This window comes from Leptolyngbya sp. 7M (assembly GCF_018128485.1).
In genome coordinates this window covers 568,665-594,344 of sequence record NZ_CP070897.1, presented here as the reverse complement: position 1 = coordinate 594,344, position 25,680 = coordinate 568,665, and the positions used below count along the sequence as shown (strand labels likewise).

The window sequence follows — 25,680 nt, the reverse complement described above, 5'->3', positions numbered from 1 at the left end:
CAACTCAATACAACAATGAACTATCAATGCCCGCGTCCGTGCTCGATGGCCTTTTCAAGAAACGGATCCATTACCGGAACCACAGGCCTGCTCGCATATTGCCCGATGAAATACCACATCCACAGTCCGCCAAGTGCTATAGGTGCGGCAATATCCATCCAACTAATGATGAACGCACCTTTCTCAATGGTCTTATCTATTCTCGGATTAGGAGCGATCAAATAGAACATATCTACAAGCCGCATCAGTAGTATGAAACCGGCAAGCCATGCAAGCTGCTTCATCCGCCGTTTGAAATCCTGCTGCAGCAGCGTAAGGAATGGAAAGGCAAAATGGAAAAGCAAAAGTGCCGCTCCGACGTAAAGCCAACCGCCTTTCATTCTCGTGATGTACCAGCCGGTCTCTTCAGGGATGTTGCCCGACCAGATGATAAGGAACTGTGAAAAATTAAAATATGTCCAAACCATCACGAGAGCGAGCATCAATTTCCCGAGATCGTGAAAATGGCGTTTGCCGAGAATATAGCTCATCGGAGCCTTGTCCGACATATAAGCAAGCAGGGCTACCACAAAACAGAACGTACTTAGTGCCCAGCCGACCACAAAAAGCAGGCCCCAGATCGTGGAGAACCAATGTGCGTCAAGCATCATCACCCAATCCACTGTCGCAAAGGTGATGATTAGAACGTAGAAGACCATAGTCGGCCCCGAGAAAGCAGTCGCCTTCCCAAGCCACGAGGCTGCCTCCTCGTGATCCGCCGCCTTGTCCTGCGCTGCAGACCACTTGTTCAATAAATAAACAATGATGAAAAGCAGTATGAAATAAACTATCGACCTGAGTATCCAACTTTCCGGGGTCATGAACCAACCGCGGTGTTCAATCGCGTAATCATCCGGCCCCCAAGTGGTCCAATAATGATATTTGGTAATCCAAAAAAGAGGGATAAAGGCGACCGCCGCAACGGGAATGGTTCGTGAACCGGCTTCAACAACACGACGTATTACCACTCCCCAAGCTCCGCCGGTCAAATATTGGAGCATCAAGATCCCGATACTTCCAAAGGTGATCCCGCCCCAAAAAATAAACCCGAGAAGCCACGATCGCAGCCCCTGTTCGGGATCCAGGTACACGCCGATCGCCCATGCTATGAGCGCAAGTCCGCCGATGCCGAGAAATACCGACCGCATTCTTACCAATTCTTCCGGCACCCGATACTTACCCAATTCGGCCATTATCTTGCACCTCCATTCGAGTTCGAAGTAGTGGCCGGTACGTCGGTTCGAGCGGCTGATGTTGAAGTATTCGAGTTCATTTTAATGATCTCTTCCGGATTCTGGCTAACCTGCAGTGCACGTATGTATGCCACGATGGCCCAACGGTCGGCCGCAGGTATAGATGCTGCGTAGCCATTCATTCGTCCCCAGCCATTCGTTATTACGTCAAAGAAATGGCCGACCGGGGCTCGACGGAGCCGATCGTCGTGGTAAGTCGGAGGAGGAGTAAACCCACGGCGGACGATCATTCCGTCGCCTGCACCGACCGGACCGTGACAGACCATACAGTAAATGTTGTAACGTTCCTCGCCGCGTTTGACCAATTCTTTGGTTACAGGTATCGGGAATTCATCGATCGCATTCGGGAAGCTCGTTACGATAGTATTTCCCGATGCGTCGGTAGTTGTCTGAGCCTGGGCGTTTGGGTCAGGATTGTCGATCTTGCCCGTATAGAAAGCCTTATCCTCTTTTAAGAATCCGCGGGCAACGGTGCCGTCTGGCGCCTGCCTCGACGCTAAACCGTCCGAATACCAACCGCTTTTCTTATAGGCCCTATATCGCGGCTGATCGTGCATATCAAGACGCACGCCGCAGCCCGCCATAAACACACTTAAGGCGATAGCCAGCAGGAAGTAATGTGATCTATTCCTCAACATCAAACACCTCCTGAGGGTCAAGCGACGCGATAAATTCACGCGTGGATTCAGCATCGTATTTAGGGTCGGCCGCTTCGATCAACAAAAAGAATTTCTCCCGGCTGGCAAGTGAGAAACGGGGAACATTGAATACCGGATGATATGGACGCGGCAATCCGTTCAAAAACAACATTCCGAAAACAGCGGTAAAACCTGCAAGGAGTATCGTCAACTCATACGCCGGCGGAACGAACGCAGGCCAACTCAAATACGGACGCCCGCCAACATTGATCGGATAATCAATGTAATGCACGAATACTTGCAAAGCGATACCAAGGCAAGTACCGGTAAGACCGCCGAAAAAAACAAGCACCGGAAGGATACTTCGCTTGATGCCCAGAGCCTCGTCTATCTCATGCAATGGAAACGGTGAAAAGGCGTCAGTCTTTGTATATCCGGCCTCCCGCACCTTGTTTGCCGCATCGACCAACTCCGTAGCCGAGTCGAATTCAGCAAGCAATCCGTATATGTTCCTTTCCATAATCTCAACCGTTGCGTTACGGCTTAAGCCTTTCAAAGTCGCTAATCTTTACTTATTTGGCGGATCCGTCCGGTCATACGTGTACTCGACCTCGAGCACACTTTCATCAAAATCCTGTTGATGCCCGTGTACGTGGGCCTCGGGCAATAATGTGCGCACCTCAAATATCGAAATGATCGGCACGAATCTTACGAACAGGAACAGCAGCGTGAAGAAGAATCCGATCGTACCGATGAACATCGTCCAATCGAACATTGTCGGCGAATACATTCCCCATGACGACGGAAGAAAATCGCGATTCAAGCTGGTAACGATGATTACAAAGCGCTCCAGCCACATCCCCACACTGACCACAATAGATATGACGAAGAGCCAGAACGGGCTTTCACGAAAGCGCTTGAACCATAGCAATTGGATCGAGGCCCCATTACAAATCAACAGCAACCAATAAGACCACCAATATGGCCCGGTCCACACCCGATTCTTCATCATGAACCATTCGAATTCTGCCGCGCTGTACCACGCAAAGTAGAACTCCATGGCATATCCGTAAACCACGATCAGACCCGTCGCCAACATTATCTTGCCCATATAGGCGAGATGGGTATCAGTGATGAAGTCCTTCATGTTGTACCAAACCCGCAACGGTATGCACAGGATCAGCACCATCGCAAAGCCAGCAAATATGGCTCCTGCAACGAAATACGGCGGGAAGATGGTGGCGTGCCAACCAGGAAGCTGGGAGACCGCAAAGTCAAAGGACACGATCGAGTGTACGGACAAAACTAGCGGGGTTGATAAGCCAGCCAACAGCAAATAAGCAAGTTCATACCGGTGCCAATGCCTGGCACTTCCGCGCCAGCCCCAAGAAAGTATCCCGTAGATGAACTTGAAGAATTTATTTTTTGCCCTGTCACGAAGGGTGGCAAAATCCGGTATCAAACCAACGTACCAGAATAAAAGCGATATTGTCGCGTAAGTAGAAACCGCGAAAACGTCCCAAATAAGGGGGCTTCGAAATTGCGGCCAAACTCCCATCGTGTTGGGATATGGAAAAAGCCAGTAGGCGGCCAACCATGGACGTCCGGTGTGGAGCAAAGGAAACATCGCCGCGCAAGCCACCGCAAAGAGCGTCATCGCCTCTGCGAAGCGGTTGATCGAGGTTCTCCATTTTTGGTTCAGCAAAAGCAGGATCGCAGATATAAGCGTTCCGGCGTGTCCTATCCCGATCCACCAAACGAAGTTGATGATGTCAAACGCCCAACCAATTGGCTGGTTGTTTCCCCAGATACCGATCCCCTTGGCCAAGAGAGCCACGACCGAGAAAAGAAGAAGCTGGGCGACCAGGAACGAGATCCCAAAACCAACAAACCAGCCGAAAGGAGTACGCTTCTTAAGCGTGATATCCCCGATCTTATCGGACACCGTACCGAAGGAATGGTCGCCTTCGACCATCGGAGGATAGATCCGTTGTTGAATTTCTTTCAGTTCCGACATATTTTTTTAGCCGCCGCAGCTTTGGACATTATCCAAAAACAGAATCGGACCGTATTAGTGGCCGTCGCCTCCCGCTTTCTTTCCGTCTTTTGCCACAGGAGCCGGATACGATTTCGGCTTTTTCAGCGGCTTATAGTCCGGCATTTCCGGATTCATATTCTTCAATGAGGACATATATGTTGTCCTCGGCTGTGTATTCAACTCATTGAGCAGATTATAGTTACGCTTGTCTTTCTTTGCCTCTGCGATCTTGCTCAGCGGATCATTAAGATCGCCGAAAATGATCGCCCCGGATGGGCATACAGATTGGCACGCAGTAACGACCTCACCGTCTTTTATGCGTCGCCCGGCTTTCTCGGCCTCGATACGAGCCTCGGAGATCCGCTGAGTGCAGAACGTACATTTTTCCATGACGCCGCGGCTGCGGATGGTAACCTCGGGATTTCGCATCAGCTTGTACTGCGGGGTATCCCAATCCTGGTAAAGCAAGAAGTTGAATCGACGAACCTTATATGGACAGTTGTTGGAACAATACCGCGTACCAACGCAGCGGTTATAGACCATGTCGTTGAGTCCTTCCGGTGAATGCACGGTCGCATGCACAGGACATACCACCTCACAAGGTGCGAGCTCACACTGCTGACAAAGTATAGGCTGGAATGCGACACCACCCGGCTTGTTTATATCGTCACCTGAATAATAAGTATCGACCCTTAGCCAATGCATTTCCCTACTGCGCTCTACCTGCTCCTTGCCAACGACGGGGATGTTGTTCTCCGACTGGCAAGCAACAATACAGGCATTACAACCAACACAGGCGTTGAGGTCGATCGACATCGCCCATTTGTAGTTCTCAGAATATTGTTTTTGATACAGCTCAGAAGGATATAGCGAAAGTCCCGATTCGTCTTTTTGACGGCCCATTTCCGGATCTTTCTTCCACTCTTCGACCTCAAATACGCGTAGAAGGTCACGCCCTTCGAGGTTGTAGTGAATCTGCGTCGAAGCGATCTCAGTTTTCGAGCCAGTTTTTTCTATATTGCCAGAGCCTGCATACATCGCATTCGAACGCATCACCTCAAACGCGTTGTATCCTAGCCCGCCACCTACGCGACCTGCACGTTCGGATCGTCCGTAGCCCATGGTTAGCGTGATGACGTCATCGGGCTGTCCCGGGGAGATCCAAACCGGTACCGGCTTTGAGATAGTTCCGCCATTAAGCGTTACGGTTACAAGATCGGCGGACATATTTGTACCGCGCGTATTGACAAACGATGTGCCGCGCTCTCCTCCGGATATCTCCTGCGGATCATTCCCTCTATTCAAAGAAAGCCGCGCGGCGGTTGCAGGACTTACCAATGCAACATTCTCCCAAGTTATCTTGTTAATCGGGTTTGGCAATTCCTGAAGCCATCCGTTATTTGTAAACCTGCCGTCATAAATGGTCGGGTCCGGAAGAATATTAAACTCGATCGGCCCGCCCGCCTGACTTTTTTCGACAGGCTGCGAAAGGAAAGCAGTACTCGCCGAGACCGCTTTAGCGGGCAAAGCTGAATTGGGCACAATGCCATCGTGCACCATTTTCCGCCACTTGTCCTCGGCATTATTTGGGGAAGATGCCGTGGCCGCCGGAGTGGGTGCTGCAGCCGGTGCGGTATTGGTATTTTCTGCGGCTGCCTGCTGAGGTGCTGCGGCCGCAAAAGCGACATTCTGCGTCTGCCAGTATTCCTTGACGATGTCGTGGTCACGTTTGTCAAAGTTCTCTCTGAAGAACAACTGAACGATCTCGTGGGCACTCTTACCCGAATAGAGCGGCTCAATAAGTGGCTGAACGATAGAAGCCGTCCCGTCAAACGCACGAGCATCGCTCCACATCTCAAGATAGTGTTTCGCCGGAACATGCCAGTGGCAGACCTCGGCCGTTTCGTCGAAATAAGGCCCAAGATGAACCCGGAACGGCACCTTGCCTTCAAGACGCTCGAAGGTCAGCTTCAGATCTGCCGGCGTATTGTAGATCGGATTTCCGCCCAGAAATACGAGTAACCTGACGCGGCCTGCATCTATGTCCGCAACCAGTTCCCTTAGTTGTTCGACCTGCGTCTTCTCAGACGGGGTAAGCGGGTCTGTGTAAACTACGGTTTTGCCTACGTTCTCAAGCGAGGCATTGATCGCGTGCGCAAGTGCATGAACCACCGGCGATTGTTGCGCTCCCGCCACAACCAATGACCTGCCTTTGAACGCGAGCAGATCCTTTATCATCGTCCCGACCCATTGCGAACTGTCCTGATAATCAGACACCGCTCCAGATACACCGACGCCCGCGGCGATCGCCCGTGCAACGGATTCGACCTCGCTGGGTTTTACCGCCAATCGGTGGTCTGCCTTTGCCCCCGTAAGCGATAGTGTCGATTCTATCGCGTAAAGCCGATTGATCTCCTGTTTATCCTCTCGCAGCTGCCGGGCCTTTGCGTAATCCTTTATGTAACGGACATTAAAGCCGGAAAAGATGTCAGCATCAAGCGTAACGACCCGTTCCGCTTGATCGAATCTATAAACCGTGTTCACCGGCCACCCAAAGGCCAACTTCGCTCCGGCAATGGCGTTATCGTTGTTTATCGGTTCGTACTGATACCAGCGAGCATTCGGAAGTTCGGTCGCAAGCCGTCGGAATTGATCCTGGAGCGTCGGGGAGGTCACTGTCTCTGACAGGAACCTAACTCCTGCTCCGCCATCGGCACGGGCCGCATCTATTTCCGCCCTGATCGCGGTCGTGAAATTCTGCCAATTAGATGAAGAGCCACGGAATCTAACCTCTTGAGAGCGGTCCGGATCATAAAGATCCAAGATGGAAGCCTGCGCAAGAGCGTCGGTCGCACCAAGACTTCCGGGATGTTCGGGGTTTCCCTCGACCTTGATCGGCCGTCCCTCATAAGATTTGGCGAGAAGGCCGGTGGCAATGCCGCCAAGCGACATCGCCGTGGCATAAAACATTGGCTTGCCCGGCAGGGCGTCCTCAGGTGGATTTACATATGGGACGATCTTTTCGGTAGGTTGAATTACACACCCCGAAAGCCCGGCAAGGGCCAGCGATGCTCCCATCACCTTGACAAAATTTCGGCGGCTAAGCGAATTATCCCAAGTTTCAGCATGGACAGGAAACTCTCCTTTCACATATTCTGCGAACTCAGGCGTATCAACGAATTCATCTACACTTCGCCAATAATCGCGTCCGTTTTGCGAGAGAATGGTCTCGCGCAACTTTGCAAATGAACTTTTACTTTCCATTTTTGGCATCGTTTCGGGACCTCTCAGGTTACCTGTGGCAAACCGAACAGCTTGTCAGCATCTCCTTGCTTCTGATCCTGTAATCGTTTTTCAATGTCAATCTTTCTTCCGGAGTTATGTCACTATCCTTCCATTGCATGTTGTAGATCTCGCTTTTGGGTCGTATAAATTTCTCCGGCTCGCGATGGCAGGCAAGGCACCATTCCATTTGAAGCGTGTTCTCCTGATATACGGCGGCCATGTTGTCGATCTCGCCGTGGCAGGTAGAACATCCCACACCTTTTGCAACGTGGATACTGTGGTTGAAATACGTAAATTCCGGAAGGTCGTGGACGCGGACCCATTCGATCGGCTTGTTATCGCGGAAACTTGCTCGAACAGGTTCAAGATATGGGCTATCGGCCCAGATCTGGCTGTGGCAGTTCATACATGTCTGCGTCGACGGCATTCCGGCTGAGGCCGTGGTCTCCACGGTTGTGTGGCAATACCGACAATCAATTCCGTCATCTCCAACGTGGTGTTTATGACTGAATTGTACCGGCTGCTGCTTTTCGACGTATCGTCCTGTGAGATAGGACGACCGAGCTACCTGGGTGTAAACGTAAAAAGCAGTACCGGCAACTATAACGCCAAGGATCATACTGATCCTTGCGATATTGTTCGCACTTTTTGGAAAAAACTGTGCCATCTTCAACCCCTACCGTTATATTGAACCCCAACGGCTAAAGAACTACTGATCCCGAAGCCTGGGAGCTTCGAAGCACGAGAACCTATCTTGAATTGAAATGAGAATATCTGTAAAACTGCCAACAATCCTACCAAATATAAAAAAATCCGCAAACACCTCATCTTGGAAAATAGCGCTGTTCAATGCCCATCACCATTTCGGAAAAAATAAGTTTTACTGATAAGCAAGATTATCAGTACCAAAAGAGCTTCGTATCTAATTGATCATCATCAGAGCGGGTCGGAAAATTTTCAATCCACGCTAAATGGTCCGCTTGCTTGCCATTGCCGCTCCAATAGCGGCAGCCTTACTGCCTAGAGAACCGCGAAGGATACGCGTAGTCCTAAAAGCCGGGAGATAGGCAAACTCGCGTGCACGCTGAATGATAGCTTCCAGGACAACGTCTCCTGCATCCATTATCTCGCCGCCGATCACGATCAGCTCCACGTTCAATAGATTAATGACGGTAGCGATTGCAGTGCCGACGTATGTTCCTGTTCGCTCAAGCATCAGCAACGCGAAGTCATCTTCTGCTTTCGCGGCACGCACAATCTCGGTAATATTTATCTCATCTTCCGAAAGCCGACTTAATGAAGAAGTGCTGTCCTGATGAATCCGATTCTGTGTCCTTCGAACAATGTTCGAAGACGAGGCGATCTCCTCAAGCCGCATCCCTTCAGAATTTATCGCAATATTTCCAAGTTCGCCTGCAAAACCCGAATCACCTCGCCAGAGACTCCCGTCAATTATCAATGCCGCTCCGATCCCTTCGCCCAAAGTCGCGTAGAACATATTCTTTGAGCCGCGGCCTGCTCCATACTGATACTCGGCGATCGCCGCTGCGTTCGCATCGTTTTCAAGAGCGATCCGTACCCCTGTCGCAGCTGAAAGTCTTTCAGAGACAGGTTCTCCGCTCCCAAGATCAATAAACTTTGAGTGGACCAAAAGGCCGGTGCGCTGATCGATAAGGCCGGGAACCGCTATACCGATAGAATCGATGCTGGCAGAGGAACCGGTTATGGATCTGATCGTGCGGGATGCTAAGTCTAGAGTACTTTCCTCCGGCTCAATGAGGAGCTCAAACTCATCAAAGATGCTGCCATTCGGTTCAACGGCCACCGCGAGCGCCGAGTCATTCTTTAGCTCGATCCCGACACCCAGACCGCTCCAGTCTTTTAGCTCTGGCATAATATCCTCAGCTTCGGCTTGGATTTTATTCGCCGGTCCTGGCTTAGTCAAACACGGGCGAACTAGGTTCTCATTTAACTATCTGAACTCAATATGCGAATTTTAAATGTTTGACTACTACAGAGTTCAAACGATACTCTTTGAAGATTCGCGCGATACTTTTCGCTAACGCTACCGTATGGGTGAACTCGAGCATATCATCGCGACCTACGGCATATACGCAGTATTTGCCCTTTGTACGGTCGAGGGCGATATAACATTGCTCATTTCAGGAGCTATGGCACAGGCCGGATTCTTCGGTCAGTATAGTTTCTTAAAAGTCTTCATTTTCGGTACGCTTGGCGGCATGACCGGTGACTGCATCGGATACGGGGTCGGGCGTATCTTTCATGAAAAGGCCAAGCATTACCGTTTTTATCAGATGGCTCAGCCGCGTGTTGAGCGGCTTATCGCGAAATTCGGGGGCTTTGCAATAATCATATCAAAATACATTTACGGCATCAGGGCCGCAATTTGCGTGTTTTATGGCATCGGAAAGATGCCTTTCCATCGTTTCATTCTTCTTGATGCGATAAGCTGCTCGCTTTGGGTACTGGTCCTCGCAGGCACCGGATACTTCTTCAGCGGCGCGATCAAGTCAATAATCGGTGATTTCCAACAAATCGGCATAGCACTGTTTTTCCTGATCTTGTTCGCCGTTATTGTCATTTATGCTGTCGAACGATTTTGGCTTTCGGAGAAGGTCGAGGAAGCTGATCCCGAAACGCTTCACCGGATCGAAGAAACCCTTCACGCCGTTGAGGAAGTGGCACAAGAGAAACTTCACGACCTAACCGAACGCCTCCATCTTACCCGCGATCGCGATGATGAAAAACCCCCGGAATCCGAAACAAAAGCAAAAACCTCAGTCGCTAAGAAATAGGTCTTACCAAGTGAAATTTCCAGTTGCTTAGGCTATTATCTTATCGACGTCACCCAACTGACCATTAGAACTTACGTAAGTCAAACTGATCGAGGATAAATTTCGTGATAATCGAATCTTCTGCCCCGACGCGAGTCGATCTTGCCGGTAGTACAATAGATATCCCGCCGCTTTTTCTTTTCCACGAGGGCTCCGCAACTGTAAATTTTGCGATCAGCCTTATGGCACGGTGCCGAATAGAGACGCGCGACGATGACGTTATTTCGATCAGTTCTACTGACCGCGGCGAAAGCTACCAGGTCTTGCTCAGTGAGGTAGATTCTCTTCGCGATGAACCCCGTCTTGAACTTTTGGCGAAGTTGGTCTATTTCTTTCGGCCCGAAAGCGGATTCAACATGATAACCGAGTCCGAAGCGCCGGCGGGAGCTGGTCTTGCCGGTTCGTCCACCTTGAATATCGCCTGCATCGGGGCGCTGAATGCGTTGGTCGGCAATCGTTACTCCGCGGATCGATTTATCCAGATCGCAGCAAACGTCGAATGTCAGGTAATCAAAGTTCCGACCGGTTATCAAGATTACTATTCAGCTCAATACGGCGGTGCTGCCGCGATCCATTTTCGTCCGGACGGAATAGTTCGTGAGGCGTTGGAAGTTGATACTGCGAAACTTCGCTCCCGGATCGCTATCTGCTACACGGGCGAACCGAGGGATTCGGGTATCAATAATTGGGAACTGACGAAACGACATATCGATGGGGACAAAGAAGTGATCTCTATTTTTGATAGCATTCGCGACAATGCCGTTATGGTGCGCGAAGCGATCATTGATCAAGATTGGGACCGACTCGGCGAACTGCTGCGTGAAGCATATCCGATCCGCAAACAAATGTCTCCGAATCTCGCGACCCCGCATATGGAGGAACTTGTAACAAAAGCCTATGCAAATGGTGCTATCGCCGCTAAGATATGCGGCGCCGGCGGCGGTGGCTGTATCGCATTCTTTTGTGAAGAAGGACGAACGAAAGAGGTCGAAAAAGCTCTTTCCAATGAAGAAGGTGCCGAGATACTTGACTGGTCTTTCTCAAGTGAGGGACTGACGATCCGAACCGAGGCACACGCGTGATGGGAAATTTGCTCAGCCTAATCTAAGGTAATTGGTATCTATCAAGACGGGAGGAAACGATGAAAACGCTCACATATTCATTGATCTTTGTTCTGGCTCTTATGATCTTTGGCAGCTTTACCGCATTTGCCCAAGAAGCTGTATCCGGAAAGGTATATTGGCGTGGAGCGGTCGATAACAAAGTCAGGCTTACCGTTTTCGGAACAACACTCGAACAGACCACGATCGAGGGCCAAACTTTGGCAGACGGAGTTTACAGTTTCACGGCTCCGCTGCCGAGTTCTGCGGTAAATGTAATAGTGAACAGACTTGAAGGGAGAAGCACCCGCGTAACTGTGATCCAACAGCCCAACGCCGCAAATGATTTTAAGGCGGTCATAGAAATACACGATGAACGCGGAGGTTCCGCTGAATATCTCTTGGAGATCTCTTGGTAACAAGCCGATATAATTGAGCTGAGGATCCGCCGGCGGCAATTTGAAGCAGTCATAGATCATGGGTGATGTCCAACCGATGCGAGTTCGAAAACCGCCTTACTGAGTGTCTTTAGAGAACAGCCATCGACGTAGTTTTGTGGTCGGCCCGTCGAGACCTCCGCCCGCTTTCTCAACGATCCTCGCAGAAATATCGCCCAAATCCCTTTCTAAGTCAAAACGAAGATCATCCGCAGACTGCCACGTTCCTACACCGAGACGGTCTGATGCCTCCATTGCGTATTTTGTAAAATTAGGAATCAGCTCGGTTACTGTTCCCATCGTTTCTACGAAGTCTTCAGAGTTACGAAAGCGAGTGGAAAGCGTCAGTAATTTTCGGGGGTTCTGCCTTATCTCGTTCAAAGCCGCCGCTAGATCTGCCTTTGCTGAAAGACGATGTATTCGGATAATTCGCTTAAGTTTTGGTGCTACGATGTTGTCCTTTATGTGATCCCAGACCAATTCTGTCATAGCCATCCGATAAACGTTCCCTGAACCATTTGCAAGATCATAAGTAACTGCTTCTGCTCGTGCGATCAAAGGTGCAGCTAGCTGCCGAAGCCTTTCTCTTTCGTTTCTCAATATGTCAGCTTCAAACTTTAACCTTTCGTATTCCGTTCTGGTCGCTGCCAGTTTTCTAGTCATTTCAGTTTCGCGTCCATCGGCCGAGCGTAATTCGGTTCTTAGTCTTGTGATCTGACCCGCGAGGCTGTCGATCGCGTCGAGTTTATTCTCGACACCTGAGATCCTGGGAGGATCGTAGTCAACTGCAACTAAATTTGTCGCGTACTGCGGCACCGTCGCTACCAAATTCGTGTGACTGGATGGAGCAGGCTTATAGGGTGGGACAATCTCCAAAGGCGATAACGAAGCTGCTCTTGCGTTTATTTCAAATGCGGACCGATCATTACCGACCAGCAGCGATGAGATCATTCTGATCACAGATTCCTTAGTACGTTGTGCTCTTGCTCTTGCATTTGCGGCCGATCTATTCATCTCGGCGACACGTGTCTCGGACCTGACGATCTCAGCATCGCCTCGGCTTATGTACTCCCTCAGATCGGCTATCTCCGCCGGGATGCTTCGCAGGTCATTTCTTTCGGCAGTTATCCACCATTCGAATTTCGATATTTCCGACTGATAGTTTCTGGTCGCCGAACGCGAAGATTCGACGCTAATCTGCAAATTTTTTTGAACACGAAACGTATCGGCATAAACCCGCTGGACACGAAAATCGAGATCGCCGAGGGAATATCGTGTATCTCCTGAACCGCTTTTTCAAAGTTTGCCTCGCCGCCCAGAGCCTTTGAGTTCGTGAACATATGCACGAAAAAGAAAAGGCCGAGCGGGACTATGCCTGTTAGCTGGTGAAGTTTTCTTAACAGGAAAGTGGTGCTCATTCGGTTTGCCATCTGTTTCCCGGGGTTTGCGCGAACTTAAAGCTGAATGCCCAGATTTTAAACCTAAACGGGCTGTTCGGCAATCGACCGTGTAAATTCCAGATTTTACGGTGTTTTTCTTATAAGTTAAAATGAATTCTTTTACGGGGATTATTAAGCAATACTGATAAAGACCAATGCATATCGAAACATTGAAGGTATTTTGTGATCTGGTCGATCTGCAGAGCTTTTCGCTGGCCGCGGAGCGCAATTTTATTACGCAATCGGCCGTTAGCCAGCAGATCAAGACCCTTGAAAAGAGTTTCAAGCGCAGATTTCTTGAGCGCATACGGGGCCGAAGGGAAATGGACCTCACTCCCGCGGGTGAGGTCTTCTATCGCGAGGCGAAGAACGTCCTTGCTGCGTACGACCAAATGCAGGAAAGCCTCCGCGGCTTGGTGGGCAAGATCGGCGGAACCGTAAAGGTCTCGACGACATACAGCGTCGGGCTGCACGAACTGCCGCCAAAGGTCGGCGAATTCATGTCGAAATTCCCTTCGGCGAAGATCGATCTTGAATACGCTCGTACGACCAAAGTAGCACGCGACGTTGCAAGTGGGGCCGCCGAGCTTGGAGTGCTCGCATTTCCAGAACCAAAACGCGGTATTTCGATCGAATATATGCCCGAACACAAGCTCGTGCTTGTCTGTCCGCCGGATCATCGCTTCGCATCGAGAACGAATATCCGAACAAAGGACCTGAACGGACAGGCATTCGTCCACTTTGAGCGCGACACACCAACGCGAAAGGCGATCGACAAGCTATTGAAGGCCAAAGGGGTAGAGGTAAAAAAGGTTGCCGAATTCGACAATATCGAAACGATCAAACGCGCGGTAGAAGTCGGATTCGGGATAGCGATCCTGCCCGATCCGGCAATAACGGAACAGGAGCGAACACGGCTTGCAGTCGTTCCGCTCGCGGAAAAGGAATGGGTCCGCCCGGTTGGCGTCATCTATCGCAGCGACCGCACACTCTCGCTGGCCGCCAAGAAATTCGTCGGTATCCTGACAGAGAATGGAGCAGATCGCCCATAGCTATTTATGGAACCGGATATAAGAATACTTCTGCAAATAATTGTTGCTTGCGTGCTCGCAGGCATACTCGGCTGGGAACGCGAAAGCGCGGGAAAGGCGGCAGGACTTCGCACTCACATTCTCGTCGGTGTCGCGGCGGCGATGTTCATTGTGATCGGCGAAAGTATGGCCGCATCCTTCCGAATATATGGCGACCACGTCCGCTTTGACGCGGCAAACCTTATCGGAGCGATCGTAACAGGCATCAGTTTTCTTGGCGCCGGTATGATCATTTTCCGCAAAGGAAGAAGCGGTATCGAAGGATTAACGACAGCCGCCGGGATACTGACGACCGCGGCGATCGGAATGATGGTCGGGCTTGAACGCTACGTGCTCGCCGCCGGCAGCACGCTGATAGTATTTATCGTGCTCCGTTTCGTCAGTTGGATCGAGCCCCGCGGCAATAAAAAAAAATTAGCTTCCGCGGGGCCACCGAAAGAAGAAAAATAATAAGAATGACCGCTTAGCCCGGAACCGAAAACAGCTATTATTTATCTTATCCTGCAGGCATTCTTACAAACTAGGCCGTCAAAGGAGTAAAAGCATCATTCGTGCATTGCACCCTAAAAATGCTCACGAAATTATTTCTTGAATTTCATCAAGCTACCGTCGGCGGAGATGCGTGTTCCGCGCGAGATGCGTTCGGCTTGTTCCATCGCCCTCAGCATATTACCGCCCAGCACCATCAGAATCTCTTTTTCTGAATAACCGCGGCGAAGCATCTCATAGGTTACGAGCGGAAGGTCTTCGACACCTTTCATCGGCGGATTCAAGAAGGGCACTCCGTCGTAATCCGAGCCCAGACCGACGTGTGCAATGCCGGCAATCTTCTTGATGTGATCGATGTGATCTACGATCCGTTTGTAGTCGGCGATATAGATCGGGTTCTCGTCGTAGAGTTTGTTTCGGGCCGCAAAAAATGCAGCATCGTCGTCCTTGAATTGTTCGCGAAGGGCAGCGATCTGGTCTCTCAGCCGCGTTGCTCGTTCGCTCTGTTCCCGTGCGGTGCGTTCATCAAGAAATGTCGGATAGAAGACCACCATTATCACGCCGCCGTTCTGTGGCAGACGCTTGAGCACATCATCCGGGACATTTCGCGTATGATTTGAAACCCCGCGAGCGCCGGAATGCGAAGCAATGATCGGGGCCTTTGTGATGTCAAGGACATCGTGCATCACTTTATCTGAAACGTGTGAGATATCGACCAGAATGCCGAGCCGATTCATTTCACGAACGACCTCTTTTCCAAAATCCGTCAGCCCGTTATTTCGCTTCTCGTCGCCATGAGCATCGGCCCAATCGTGGGTAACGTTGTGCGTCAGCGTCATATAGCGGATGCCGAGACGGTAAAAATTCCGTAGAGCGTAGAGCGAGTTTTCGATGGCATATCCGCCCTCGATGCCCATCAGCAGGCAGATCTTGTTTTGCCGTTTTGCCTGTCGTATCTCGGCTGCGGTGGTGCATTTTACAAGGTCATTGTGGCGCTCGATCTCACGATTTGTGACGTCGATAAGTTCCATTGCTCGGCGCATCGAACCGCCAGTTCGAAGCGTATTGCCGGAAACGTAGATCGACATGAATTGGCCGGTCATCCCGCCTTTCTTCCAACGGGCGATGTCAGTATGCATCGGATCTCCGCCTGATTGCAGGCGTCCTGTCGAATCATCGGCAAGATTGAAATCCATATCCATCATCGGGCCGGTTATATCGTTATGGCCATCGATGATTATCGCCTTGCGATGGATCTTCAATGCCTCTGCCCACAGCTTTGGATCAGCATCCGGTGGCATCGTCTGGGAAACTGCGGAAATGGAAAATAAGAAAAGGCAAAATAAGACAATGAGCTTCGAAGGTTTCATAGTTTGATAGCGGAGAGCGGTAGTTTTAGTTAGTCTATCGCAGAAAGCCGTACATACGAAAAGCCCCCGGCATTCATAGCTCTGGGGGCTTCTTAAGCAGAATAGTATTTAGCTATTCAGTTTCTTCGCTTTCAGTCGCGAGAAGCGTTGCGCTGGTAACGCAATCTTCCTCATCGCATTTGATAAGCGTAACTCCCTGAGCCGAGCGGCCGGTTTCACGTATCTTGTCAACACCGAGCCGGATGAGCTTTGCCTGTTGGGTGATTATCATTATCTCGCTATCATCTTCGACAGGGAATGCAGCCACCACCTTTCCGGTCTTCTCGGTCGTTTTCATATTGATAACGCCGATACCGCCGCGCTTGGTAAGCCGATAACTGTCCACCTGGGTCTGTTTACCGAAGCCTTTCTCTGACACCGAAAGTATCTTCTGATTCCCTTCGGGAGAGACCGCGCAGACCGCGACGACAAAATCACCTTTCCTCAGATTGACGCCGCGGACACCACGGGCGACGCGGCCCATCGGCCGGACGTCCGATTCATTGAACCGCACCGCCATACCGTCGTGTGTAGCGATGAAGATCTGCTGTTTGCCATCGGTGCGGATAACATCGAGAAGCTCATCGCCCTCATCGATATTTATCGCATTTATGCCGGTAACCCGGATATTCTGATAATCCGAAAGCGCTGTCTTCTTGATAACGCCCTGCTTGGTTACCATTGTCAGAAAAACATCCTCAGCGAAATCACGCACCGGCATTACCGCCACAAGCTTTCGCTCGCTGGATATCTGGACGAGGTTCACTACCGCTTTTCCGCGGGCTGCGGCCGCTGCCTCCGGTATTTCGTGTACCTTGATCTTATAGACCTGGCCGTCATCGGTGAAGATCATCAGATATGCATGGGTGGAGGCGATGAAAAGATGCTCAACGAAATCATCATTCTTTGCCGTTGCCCCAAGCCGCCCTTTGCCGCCGCGTCCTTGTCTTGAATATGTAGAAACCGGAGTTCGCTTGATATATCCGGCTTTTGTTACCGTGATGGCAACATCTTCATCCTTGATCAGATCCTCAATGCTGAGCTCAACGCCGGCATCTATGATCTCAGTCCGTCGTGCATCACCGAAGGCCTTCCGGATCTCGAGCAGTTCATCCACGATCACCTGCCGAAGCACGGGCTCATTTTGCAGAATGTTCTCAAGCTCGGCGATAAGCCTGATCATCTGTTCGTATTCGTCAAGTATCTTTTGACGTTCGAGGGCCGAAAGCCTGCGGAGCTGAAGGTCGAGTATTGCCTGTGCCTGGATATCTGTGAATTCAAGGCTGGAGATGACTTTTCGAAGATCTTTCAGGAATGCGGCCTCGGGTTTTCCGCCGGTGATGCCGCGCCATTTCTTTACTTCATCAAGAGTAGCAAAATTTGCCGTTAGCCATTGCCGGGCTTCATCGACCGAACGAGAATTCCGGATAAGCGGAATGATATAGTCAAGGGCATCGATCGCCTTGTTAAGTCCTTCCAAGATGTGGGCTCGGGCCTGTGCTTTCTTAAGCTCGAATTCGGTGCGCCGTCGTACGACCTCCTTGCGGAATTCGACGAAGGCTTCCAGCATTCCTTTAAGCGTCAAAAGCTTCGGCTGACCGTCAACAATAGCGATGTTGATTATCCCGAACGAAGCCTGTAGAGGCGTCAGTTTATAAAGCTTGTTCAGGATCACCTGTGGAATAGCATCGCGTTTAAGTTCGATGACGATACGCATTCCTTCGCGGTTCGATTCGTCGCGAACCTCGCTTGCCCCATCGAGTTTTTTCTCCTGCATCAGCTCGGCAATCTTCTCGATGAGCTTTGATTTATTTACCTGATAAGGTATTTCGGTAACGACGATCGCGTCGCGTTCGCGTTCACCGCGGCCGATGCGGTCAACAGCCGCTCGAGCCCGCATCTGCACGATGCCGCGCCCGGTCTTATAGGCACTTTCTATGCCTTCGCGGCCGTAAATAAAGCCACCTGTCGGAAAATCAGGGCCGGGAACGATCTTTATTAGCTCATCGGCTGAGATAGCAGGATCTTTGATAAGTGCTATCGAAGCATCAAGCACTTCGGTCAGATTGTGCGGCGGGATCTTGGTTGCCATTCCGACAGCGATGCCCTCCGATCCATTGACCAAAAGAAGCGGGATCTTGGTAGGCAAAACCGTAGGTTCAGAAAGAGAATCATCGTAGTTTGGTTGAAAATCTACCGTCTCTTTCTCTATATCGGCAATGACCTGATCTGAGATCTTGGCAAGCCTGACCTCTGTATAACGCATCGCAGCAGGGTTATCACCGTCGATAGAACCAAAGTTGCCCTGACCATCGACCAGCGGATAACGCATCGAAAAATCCTGTGCGAGACGAACAACCGTATCATAAACGGCAGTATCCCCGTGCGGATGATATTTACCGATCGTGTCGCCAACTACGCGAGCTGATTTCTTATAGGGCTTATTATATGTATTCCCGAGCTCGTTCATTGACCAGATAACCCGACGGTGAACCGGCTTTAGACCGTCGCGCACATCGGGAAGAGCGCGTCCGATTATGACGGACATCGCGTAATCGAGATACGATCGGCGCATCTCGTCTTCAATGTTTATTTGATTTCGTTCAAGAAGTGAATCCATTTTTGTTGTAAATCTAGTTCAGATCAGAGATCCGGAATGCCCGTGAGGCTATTTCCTGCATTGTTAGCGGATAAAAAATGTTGGAATTTCCGTTTGCTTAATGCTATCATTATTTTACAGGCGGCGAGCCTGTTTAGCAACCGGCTGATCCTCAGCAAAATCTCCGGAAAATAGTTCATATCACAAGACCTTATTGGGGCTTCTCTTACCCACCTAGCAAGCCTTATTCAACCGAAAAATGTCAACAATTGTTTCAGAAAAAGAGAACCGACGTATTCAACGGTACGAACTTTCCTTACCTGCTCGGGTGGAGGTAAAGGTAGATAATAAAGTTTCGTGGAACGAGGTTACCAGACTGGAAGATATTTCTGCGTTTGGGGCCGGATTTAATCTTAAACGTCCTGTGAAACGGGGCCGTCTGATACTGATCAGTCTTCCGATGCCGAGGCAGCTTCGCTGCTACGATTACCTCGAACCACAATATCGGATCTGGGGTCTTGTGAGGCGATGTATTCAGGTCGGAAGTAACCCGGCAGCTTCAGAATACGCGATCGGCGTCGCCTTCATCGGAAAGAACCCGCCCTCGAGCTTTTTAGATAATCCGGCACAGTTGTATGACCTATCCGACCGAGAGGATGGAGGTCTCTGGCAATTAGCTGAGGCAGTAACTGTTCAAGATGAATCAGATATTCCCGCTTATTTACGTCGACATACTCGGTTTTCAATACCAGAATCACTCGTGCTTGAACTTTTAGATGAGAACGGAGATGTTGCAGCTAGTGAGATAAGCGTTACGGAAAACATCAGCTTGGGCGGAGCCTGCGTTTTCACGTCATTCATGGTCGAACCGGGTTCATTTTTGAGAGTGAAGAGCGAACGCCATGACCTCTCGATCATCGCGATCGTCCGAGGGCGCCATGCCGGCCCCGACGGCATTGTTCGACTGCATCTAGAGTTCATAGATCACTATTTTCCGCTCGAGGGCATAGTCTGATCTGCCTCTGTTAGAGCGCGTATCTGTAATCAACATCCATACTTCCCGTTCGGGAGTTGTTGAACAGGGAAATGTCCATAGCTTTAAATCACAACATCTACTCAGATACCGGACAAAACTCGATTAGCAGTTCAGAAAAGGTTACTGCATTTTCTGAAGCATTCATATCGGGCAAGGGTTGGGAGGCGAATGCGTCCATCGTAAATTGCACTTCTGCAGGGGCCTCTGTTGAATGTGATATAGATTGCCGTGTCGGCTGTCTGTTAAAACTAAAGGCGAATATTCCGGCAAACCTGCGTGCATTTGATGAAGACGGCGATGATTACGAGGTTTGGTGTGTCGTTCAGTCATCACAAATAGTTTCTGATCATGGGAGTAAGAAATACCATGTTAGCCTGGCATTTTCCTCAAAGGAACCACCTGAGAGCTATCTGGAAGATCCGGACCGAAGTTATCGCATCACCGGTGTCAACGAACTGGGGCTTTGGAAGATCGCTCAAAGCGAAAAGAGTTTTACGCCAAGACGCAGCCTCCGATACTGGACCTCGGTAGAGCATTATCTGGCCGTCCTTGATGGCAAACGCGACCCAGTACGAGGCGAGCGAACAAAGACAGACAACATCAGCAGCGGCGGTGCAGCCGTTTTTACGACGCTAAGTATTGGGATCGGCGACCGCGTAAAATTTATAAGCGCTCAATACGATTTCTCCGGGTTGGCGATAGTGTGTGGAAAGACCGAATTAAAGAACGGCAGGTCAAGGCTTAACCTCAAATTTATCGAAGAACAATTTCCGATCGAGAAACTCAAGCAGAAAAAGAAGAAACGATAAGGATCAGTTTTCAGGTCTCGGCGGACGCGGAGGGATAGGCCTAATGTTGCCTTCGAATCGCCTCATCGTTTGGATAACACGTCGCCTCTGTTCGGGAGTAAGATCCTCAAGATTTGGCGGAGTGTCCCCCGGACGAAGCCGAGGTCGCGGAACGATCGGCGGCTCTTGCAGATCAAATTCGCCCTGAGGCGTTATGAGCTTGGAGCCGACTATCTTTTTGTCGCCCATTATGATCGTGTTTCCATCGATGATTATCTGTCCGGCTTCGGTCTGAATTATCCTGACCTTAGCAGCTTCATCAGCATTTGCGGATGCGGCATTCGTTTGTGCGGATGTCCTGCTTTCTTTATCGGCAGCAACTGGGTCCCGTTTTGATTCAGGAGCGGCCGAATGAGACCAAGCATTTTCGGAGACCGATGTATTCGCGATACTAACACCGGACGCATCATCCTTTGGCGCGGCAGTCTCGGGTTCCGGAACGGTGTCAGCGGGAATAGGCAGTTCGCTTTCTACAAAACTTCCGGGCCCATAAAAATAAACTCCGCCGACCACGGCCCAGCCTAGCAGCAAAAGCCCCAATCCGCCGGCCGCGAAAGCGAAGCGTTTTGGAGACGATGTTTCAACACTGGTTTTACCCTCAGCCTCCGCATTCGGGCGGACCTCTGTCACTAAAGAAGCCTCGTCGGTGAGCAAACGTGTCTTTGCCTCGGTCAATTTATTGCCGCCTTGATGCGTTGCAGCCGGCATAAGTCTCGTTGGCTGCGAGTGGAGCTTTGCTTCCTGCTCTGACACTGCATCTCCGCTGTAGTGCAGGTCTAAATGCTCAAACTGTACGTGGTCGCGAAGCATATCGCGCATCTCGACGGCTGATTCGGGGCGCATTGCGACATCCAGATCCATTGCACGATAAAGGATCGCAGAAACGCCCTTCGGCACCTTTGGTTCGACAATATGAGCGGGACGAAGCGGATCGGGTTTCTTGCTAAGCACTGCCATTGCACGCGTCAATGCGTCTTCCGGCGGCACTCCGGTCATCAAGTGATAAAGCGTAGCGGCAAGCGAATAAAGATCGCTGCGCGGTTCGGTGCCTGTGCCTTGTATCTGTTCAAGCGATGCGTAATTACGCGAATATCCGAATATGCTCTTCGCAGCAGTCTTATTGTTAGATTCGGTCGGATTTCCTTTAGCAAGGCCGAAATCCAGGAGAACGATCTGGCCTTTCGGAGTCAATTTAAGGTTCTGCGGCTTGATGTCGCGATGGATGACCGGATTCTCCTGGTTATGTAGAAATTCTAATGCGTCGAGAAGTTGATCGGCCCATTTCAGCACCAGCTTAGGCTCAAATGGATGGGCCTGATCGTCGAGAATGCAGCAGAGATCCTCACCGGGTATGAATTCCATTACGAGAAACTGCCCGTTGTTCTCTACGAAATGATCGCTTACTCTTGGCAATGCACTGTGCTTTAGGCTGTTGAGCAAACGGGCCTCGCGCTCTATCGCCTTTCGATAATTGTCGTCCATGCAGAGCGTCTGCTTTATCGCGACGGTACTGCCAAAACGCTGATCGACGGCGACATAGACAGCACCCATACCGCCCTGTCCGATCTTCTCGGTGATTTGATATCGACCCTGTAAGATATGCCCGGATCCGATCAATTGCCCATTGTTGCCTTCAGCGCTCATCTATTCGTTTACGACAAAAACAAGATTTAAGTTTACACCATTCGAAACCAAAGGATTTAGGAAACTGAACCGCCATCAACAGAGATATGCCATGAAAATAGCACCTGCCGAACGTTTATTCCGGCTCGGCAAACCAGTCCTCCGTCATATCGCACCATATCGCAAGGCCCTTCCAGTCCCCATACTTTTTATAATGACGTTCTATCTTTTTGTCGGGACACCGCCGGCCATTGTTGCGTTTCTCATAAAAACGGGATCGCAACCAAGAATCAAGAGCCAGTCCGTCATATCTTCCGAGCAGCTTCAACAGATTATCTGTCGCATAATCGCCAAATCCCTTTATCTTTTTTATGTTAGCCCTTAATTCCGCCGACGGGACCTGCGGATCAAGAAATTCGTCCGGCTTCAATTTTCCGCATGCCACCGAATTTGCCAGTTCGTGCAGATATGGTGCTCTGTATCCGGCTCGGATAACGTCTCTGTAAAATGCCTCATCTTTGTCTGCCATCATTTCCGCCGAAGGAAATGCTCGTCGCCCATCTGAACCCGCAGGCCCCAGTTCGTTTACAATGTTTGTGACCATTATCCGGGTCAGCGACCACGAACAGTTAGTTGTACACAGCGTTTTTACAAGGTCTTCCCAAACCGTGGAAGACCGAAGGAGTCGGCCGGCGCCGCATCCCGATACCCACATCAATTCAGGATCGGCGGCCGTCAATATATAAAATTCATCTAAGGGTTCATCCAGGCGAAATATGTGTGCGACCGTTTTGCGAACCTGTTCGGTTTGGGCTACCGGCTCTGTGAGCTTTATCTTCAAACGACCTCCGGAATGGGTGATACGAGCAGTTACGACATTGTTTCCCAAGTCGAGCGAAACGATCAGCTCATTTAGTTCGGGATCGACCTCAAACGGCAGAAGATCGCTCCATCCATGGCTATTTACGGTGTGCCTGAAGCTGAAACTCGATGGCGTTGCGATTGAAACACGTTGTTGCATAGACGCAATGATACACATTACTGATGCGTCTTACAATTCCTTACAATTTCTTCGGCCAAATCCCCAGACCAGCCGTCTAACGTTTGACGAATGGAGTGATAAAGTGGATTGAAAAGGCTATTGCGCTTTTTCTTAAATTGAGCTATTCTCTCTGTTGCTAAACAGAGTTTAACGCACTTTCGTCCACACCGATCGTCCGATCTTTTGCATTCTTTCGATAATCTCTAAATTGCCAGGCTGTCCAGGAGGTAACTCTAAATGTTCAAGCAGCGGTTCAGTAAATATTTTCAGACATCTTTAGCTCTGATCTTGTCGATGTTTCTGTCGCAATCGGCGATTGCTCAGATCGATCCTGACCCGAATTCGCCCGTGCCGGTGCTTTTGGCACAAAAAGATAGCAAAAGGGCCATCCTAATTCCGGCTGACAGATTTGGCGGCGGAGATCCTTACGCTTTTAGTGAGGATTCTGCGACCCCCAATACAGAAGCATTTCTTTTCATCAGAAATATTTCTCTGATGAAAGGTGAAGGTGCGAATGCATTCCGGGTAAATGTTACTGACCAGAACGGCAGGAGCTACCGTTTTCCGGTAACAGACCTTTTTCCGGTGGACGTGAAAGGCTTTGAAGGCGTTTATGCTCTAAGGATAAGGCTTTCTGATAGTCTGGGATTTTGGGAGGAGCCGATCCCGTTGGGTGACGTTGAGATAAGTGTTACCTGGCGAGGCCTGGCAAGCGAAAAGCTCCGCATCGGTTATGGAGCGACCGGCGGTGAATTCAAGCGAAGCGGCGAAACCATCAAATACGATGACAAAGGAGAATCGGAACCGCCGACTTCTGAGCTTGTCCTTTACCGATGGGCAGGCGACCGAATGAGATTTTTGGAACAGGCGGGCTTCGGGCCAAATCAGGAATTAGATTGGCGTGTGCGGCGTATCGGCATCCGGGCTTATCTTGCCGAACAGTTTGAGCGTCCATATCCTTCACCTGACTTTCCTTATCCGGATATACCGCTAAAGCATACAGACCCTGATAATGCCACACTAGGCTGCGGGATGTTCACATCGGGCACGGCAGAGCGGAGGATCTGTAATCGGGATCACTATACGATGTATCCGATCCAAAAGTGGTTCTTCCAGGAAGCCCTTTACGGAAATGCTCAGCTGCGTCATAAGGTGGCTTGGGCTCTCTCGCAGATCTGGGTCATCTCCGGCGTTGACACGCAGCAATCGAGCTGGATGATCGCCTACCACAAGAAGCTTTCCGAGAATGCATTCGGGAACTATCGAAACCTGATGCGTGACATCACGCTGAATCCGGGAATGGGCAATTATCTGGATATGGCGCGCAGCACCCGGAACAATCCGAATGAGAATTTTGCACGAGAGATTCTTCAGCTTTTTTCAGTCGGGCTTTTTATGATGAATCCGGACGGAACGCTTATCCTTGATGGACAAGGAAATCCGATCCCTACCTATGATCAGAACACCGTAAATAATTTTACAAAAGTGTTCACAGGTTGGACCTTTTGTAACACCGGATGTCCTAATTCGCAGCCCAGCATCGTTAATTACAAGGATCCGATGGTGATCACGAATGCCAATAATCATGACATAACATCCAAGACCTTGTTTAATTATCCTGGTGCCCCAAACCCGACCATACCGGCCTGCAGCGGCTGCACCGGCACGGCGACAATAACATATGCGAACAACTCGCTGGAGCAGGCATTGGACAACATCTTCTATCATCCGAATGTCGCTCCGTTTGTAAGCAAACTTCTCATCCAGCATTTGGTAACAAGCGATCCTACACCGGCATATGTGGGACGCGTCTCCGCGGTTTTCAATAATAACGGTTTCGGTGTTCGCGGCGATATGAAGTCGGTGATTCGTGCGATACTCCTCGATCCGGAAGCCCGCGGCGATATTAAGACCGATCCAAATTTTGGAAAGCTTCGGGAGCCGGTACAGTTTGTTACCGCAATTATGCGGACCTTTGACGTGAAATCGGCTAATCTCAGCGGACAGAGCGATGGATATGTCATCAGCTTAACGAATCCGTCCGGGCAAAATCCGTTCTATTCGCCGACGGTGTTCAATTATTATCCTCCGGACTATGTTATCCCCGGAACGTCGCTGCTTGGACCGGAATTCGGTTTGATGACAACCGGAACCGCAGTGGCAAGGGCGAACGCGGTCAACACGATGGTCTATAACCAGATCGGTGTTGGTGAGAACACTCCTCAGGGAACGCGGCTTGATCTTGCCGAGATGCAGGCGCTGGCCGCACAGGACCCGACAGGAAATACGCTGCTGGATGTTTTGAATCATAGAATGCTGCATGGAAGGATGTCGCCGCAAATGCGTGCCATAATCCTGCCGGCTTTTACCGCTGTGGCGGCCTCCGACCCATTGGGAAGGGCACGAGCAGCGATCTATCTTGTTGCAACTTCATCCCAATATCAGGTGCAGAGGTGAAT

21 protein-coding genes are annotated in these 25,680 nt (G+C 50.3%); 8 read left to right on the top strand and 13 right to left on the bottom strand.

The window, feature by feature from the left end; all coding sequences use genetic code 11:
• Positions 1-23 precede the first annotated feature (23 nt).
• The 7 genes from JVX88_RS02865 to JVX88_RS02835 all read right to left on the bottom strand — a co-directional run bounded on the left by JVX88_RS02865 (position 24) and on the right by JVX88_RS02835 (position 9,147).
• Positions 24-1,232, bottom strand: coding sequence for a hypothetical protein (locus tag JVX88_RS02865; RefSeq protein WP_211625567.1), 1,209 nt, complete (start codon positions 1,230-1,232; stop codon positions 24-26).
• Positions 1,232-1,930: a c-type cytochrome gene (locus tag JVX88_RS02860; RefSeq protein WP_211625566.1), complete on the bottom strand. Its 699-nt coding sequence runs from the start codon at positions 1,928-1,930 to the stop codon at positions 1,232-1,234. The genes JVX88_RS02865 and JVX88_RS02860 overlap by 1 nt, the downstream gene beginning before the upstream one ends.
• Positions 1,917-2,450 (bottom strand): DUF3341 domain-containing protein, encoded by a 534-nt coding sequence (locus tag JVX88_RS02855; protein ID WP_211625565.1) that lies wholly within the window; start codon positions 2,448-2,450, stop codon positions 1,917-1,919. Before JVX88_RS02855 ends, JVX88_RS02860 begins: the two co-directional genes overlap by 14 nt.
• Before the next feature lie 48 nt (positions 2,451-2,498).
• Positions 2,499-3,947 (bottom strand): NrfD/PsrC family molybdoenzyme membrane anchor subunit, encoded by a 1,449-nt coding sequence (gene nrfD, locus JVX88_RS02850; RefSeq protein WP_211625564.1) that lies wholly within the window; start codon positions 3,945-3,947, stop codon positions 2,499-2,501.
• 54 nt (positions 3,948-4,001) lie between these two features.
• Complete coding sequence (locus tag JVX88_RS02845; RefSeq protein WP_211625563.1) at positions 4,002-7,241, bottom strand: TAT-variant-translocated molybdopterin oxidoreductase; 3,240 nt, start codon at positions 7,239-7,241, stop codon at positions 4,002-4,004.
• A 19-nt stretch (positions 7,242-7,260) separates the two neighbouring features.
• Positions 7,261-7,920 (bottom strand): cytochrome c3 family protein, encoded by a 660-nt coding sequence (locus JVX88_RS02840; protein WP_211625561.1) that lies wholly within the window; start codon positions 7,918-7,920, stop codon positions 7,261-7,263.
• A 300-nt stretch (positions 7,921-8,220) separates the two neighbouring features.
• The gene (locus JVX88_RS02835; protein ID WP_211625560.1) at positions 8,221-9,147 is read right to left on the bottom strand and encodes an ROK family protein; all 927 of its coding nucleotides are present in this window, start codon (positions 9,145-9,147) and stop codon (positions 8,221-8,223) included.
• A gap of 178 nt (positions 9,148-9,325) precedes the next feature.
• On the opposite strand from JVX88_RS02835, the gene JVX88_RS02830 reads away from it, so the two are divergent.
• The 3 genes from JVX88_RS02830 (at position 9,326) to JVX88_RS02820 (ending at position 11,627) form a co-directional block, all read left to right on the top strand.
• A complete protein-coding gene (locus JVX88_RS02830; protein WP_211625558.1) occupies positions 9,326-10,069 on the top strand; it encodes a DedA family protein in 744 nt (247 codons plus the stop codon).
• A gap of 104 nt (positions 10,070-10,173) precedes the next feature.
• On the top strand, positions 10,174-11,190 hold the full coding sequence (locus JVX88_RS02825; protein WP_211625556.1) for a hypothetical protein: 1,017 nt from the start codon (positions 10,174-10,176) through the stop codon (positions 11,188-11,190).
• A 59-nt stretch (positions 11,191-11,249) separates the two neighbouring features.
• Entirely contained in the window at positions 11,250-11,627 is a 378-nt protein-coding gene (locus tag JVX88_RS02820; RefSeq protein WP_211625555.1) for a hypothetical protein, read from the top strand.
• 96 nt (positions 11,628-11,723) lie between these two features.
• Here JVX88_RS02820 and JVX88_RS02815 read toward each other — a convergent pair whose 3' ends face one another.
• Entirely contained in the window at positions 11,724-12,848 is a 1,125-nt protein-coding gene (locus JVX88_RS02815; RefSeq protein WP_211625554.1) for a hypothetical protein, read from the bottom strand.
• Positions 12,770-13,075 (bottom strand): hypothetical protein, encoded by a 306-nt coding sequence (locus tag JVX88_RS02810; RefSeq protein ID WP_211625553.1) that lies wholly within the window; start codon positions 13,073-13,075, stop codon positions 12,770-12,772. The genes JVX88_RS02815 and JVX88_RS02810 overlap by 79 nt, the downstream gene beginning before the upstream one ends.
• 164 nt (positions 13,076-13,239) lie before the next feature.
• Here JVX88_RS02810 and JVX88_RS02805 point away from each other — a divergent pair, with 164 nt between their 5' ends.
• Both JVX88_RS02805 and JVX88_RS02800 read left to right on the top strand, forming a co-directional pair.
• Positions 13,240-14,136, top strand: coding sequence for a LysR family transcriptional regulator (locus JVX88_RS02805; protein ID WP_211625552.1), 897 nt, complete (start codon positions 13,240-13,242; stop codon positions 14,134-14,136).
• A 6-nt stretch (positions 14,137-14,142) separates the two neighbouring features.
• On the top strand, positions 14,143-14,625 hold the full coding sequence (locus JVX88_RS02800; protein WP_211625551.1) for an MgtC/SapB family protein: 483 nt from the start codon (positions 14,143-14,145) through the stop codon (positions 14,623-14,625).
• A gap of 131 nt (positions 14,626-14,756) precedes the next feature.
• Here JVX88_RS02800 and JVX88_RS02795 read toward each other — a convergent pair whose 3' ends face one another.
• Together JVX88_RS02795 and gyrA are read right to left on the bottom strand one after the other, a co-directional pair.
• Positions 14,757-15,965, bottom strand: a complete 1,209-nt coding sequence (locus JVX88_RS02795; protein ID WP_211625550.1) for a dipeptidase — start codon at positions 15,963-15,965, stop codon at positions 14,757-14,759.
• A 181-nt stretch (positions 15,966-16,146) separates the two neighbouring features.
• Entirely contained in the window at positions 16,147-18,693 is a 2,547-nt protein-coding gene (gene gyrA, locus JVX88_RS02790; protein ID WP_211625547.1) for a DNA gyrase subunit A, read from the bottom strand.
• A 238-nt stretch (positions 18,694-18,931) separates the two neighbouring features.
• Between gyrA and JVX88_RS02785 the strand changes: the two genes are divergently transcribed.
• Positions 18,932-19,687 (top strand): PilZ domain-containing protein, encoded by a 756-nt coding sequence (locus tag JVX88_RS02785; RefSeq protein WP_211625545.1) that lies wholly within the window; start codon positions 18,932-18,934, stop codon positions 19,685-19,687.
• Positions 19,688-19,758: 71 nt separating this feature from the next.
• Positions 19,759-20,517, top strand: coding sequence for a hypothetical protein (locus tag JVX88_RS02780; RefSeq protein WP_211625543.1), 759 nt, complete (start codon positions 19,759-19,761; stop codon positions 20,515-20,517).
• A 3-nt stretch (positions 20,518-20,520) separates the two neighbouring features.
• On the opposite strand, the gene JVX88_RS02775 is transcribed toward JVX88_RS02780, so the two are convergent.
• Both JVX88_RS02775 and JVX88_RS02770 read right to left on the bottom strand, forming a co-directional pair.
• On the bottom strand, positions 20,521-22,200 hold the full coding sequence (locus tag JVX88_RS02775) for a serine/threonine protein kinase (protein WP_211625542.1): 1,680 nt from the start codon (positions 22,198-22,200) through the stop codon (positions 20,521-20,523).
• Between the two features lie 115 nt (positions 22,201-22,315).
• Positions 22,316-23,200 (bottom strand): DNA-3-methyladenine glycosylase family protein, encoded by an 885-nt coding sequence (locus JVX88_RS02770; protein WP_211625540.1) that lies wholly within the window; start codon positions 23,198-23,200, stop codon positions 22,316-22,318.
• A gap of 258 nt (positions 23,201-23,458) precedes the next feature.
• On the opposite strand from JVX88_RS02770, the gene JVX88_RS02765 reads away from it, so the two are divergent.
• The gene (locus tag JVX88_RS02765) at positions 23,459-25,678 is read left to right on the top strand and encodes a DUF1800 family protein (protein WP_211625538.1); all 2,220 of its coding nucleotides are present in this window, start codon (positions 23,459-23,461) and stop codon (positions 25,676-25,678) included.
• Positions 25,679-25,680 lie beyond the last annotated feature (2 nt).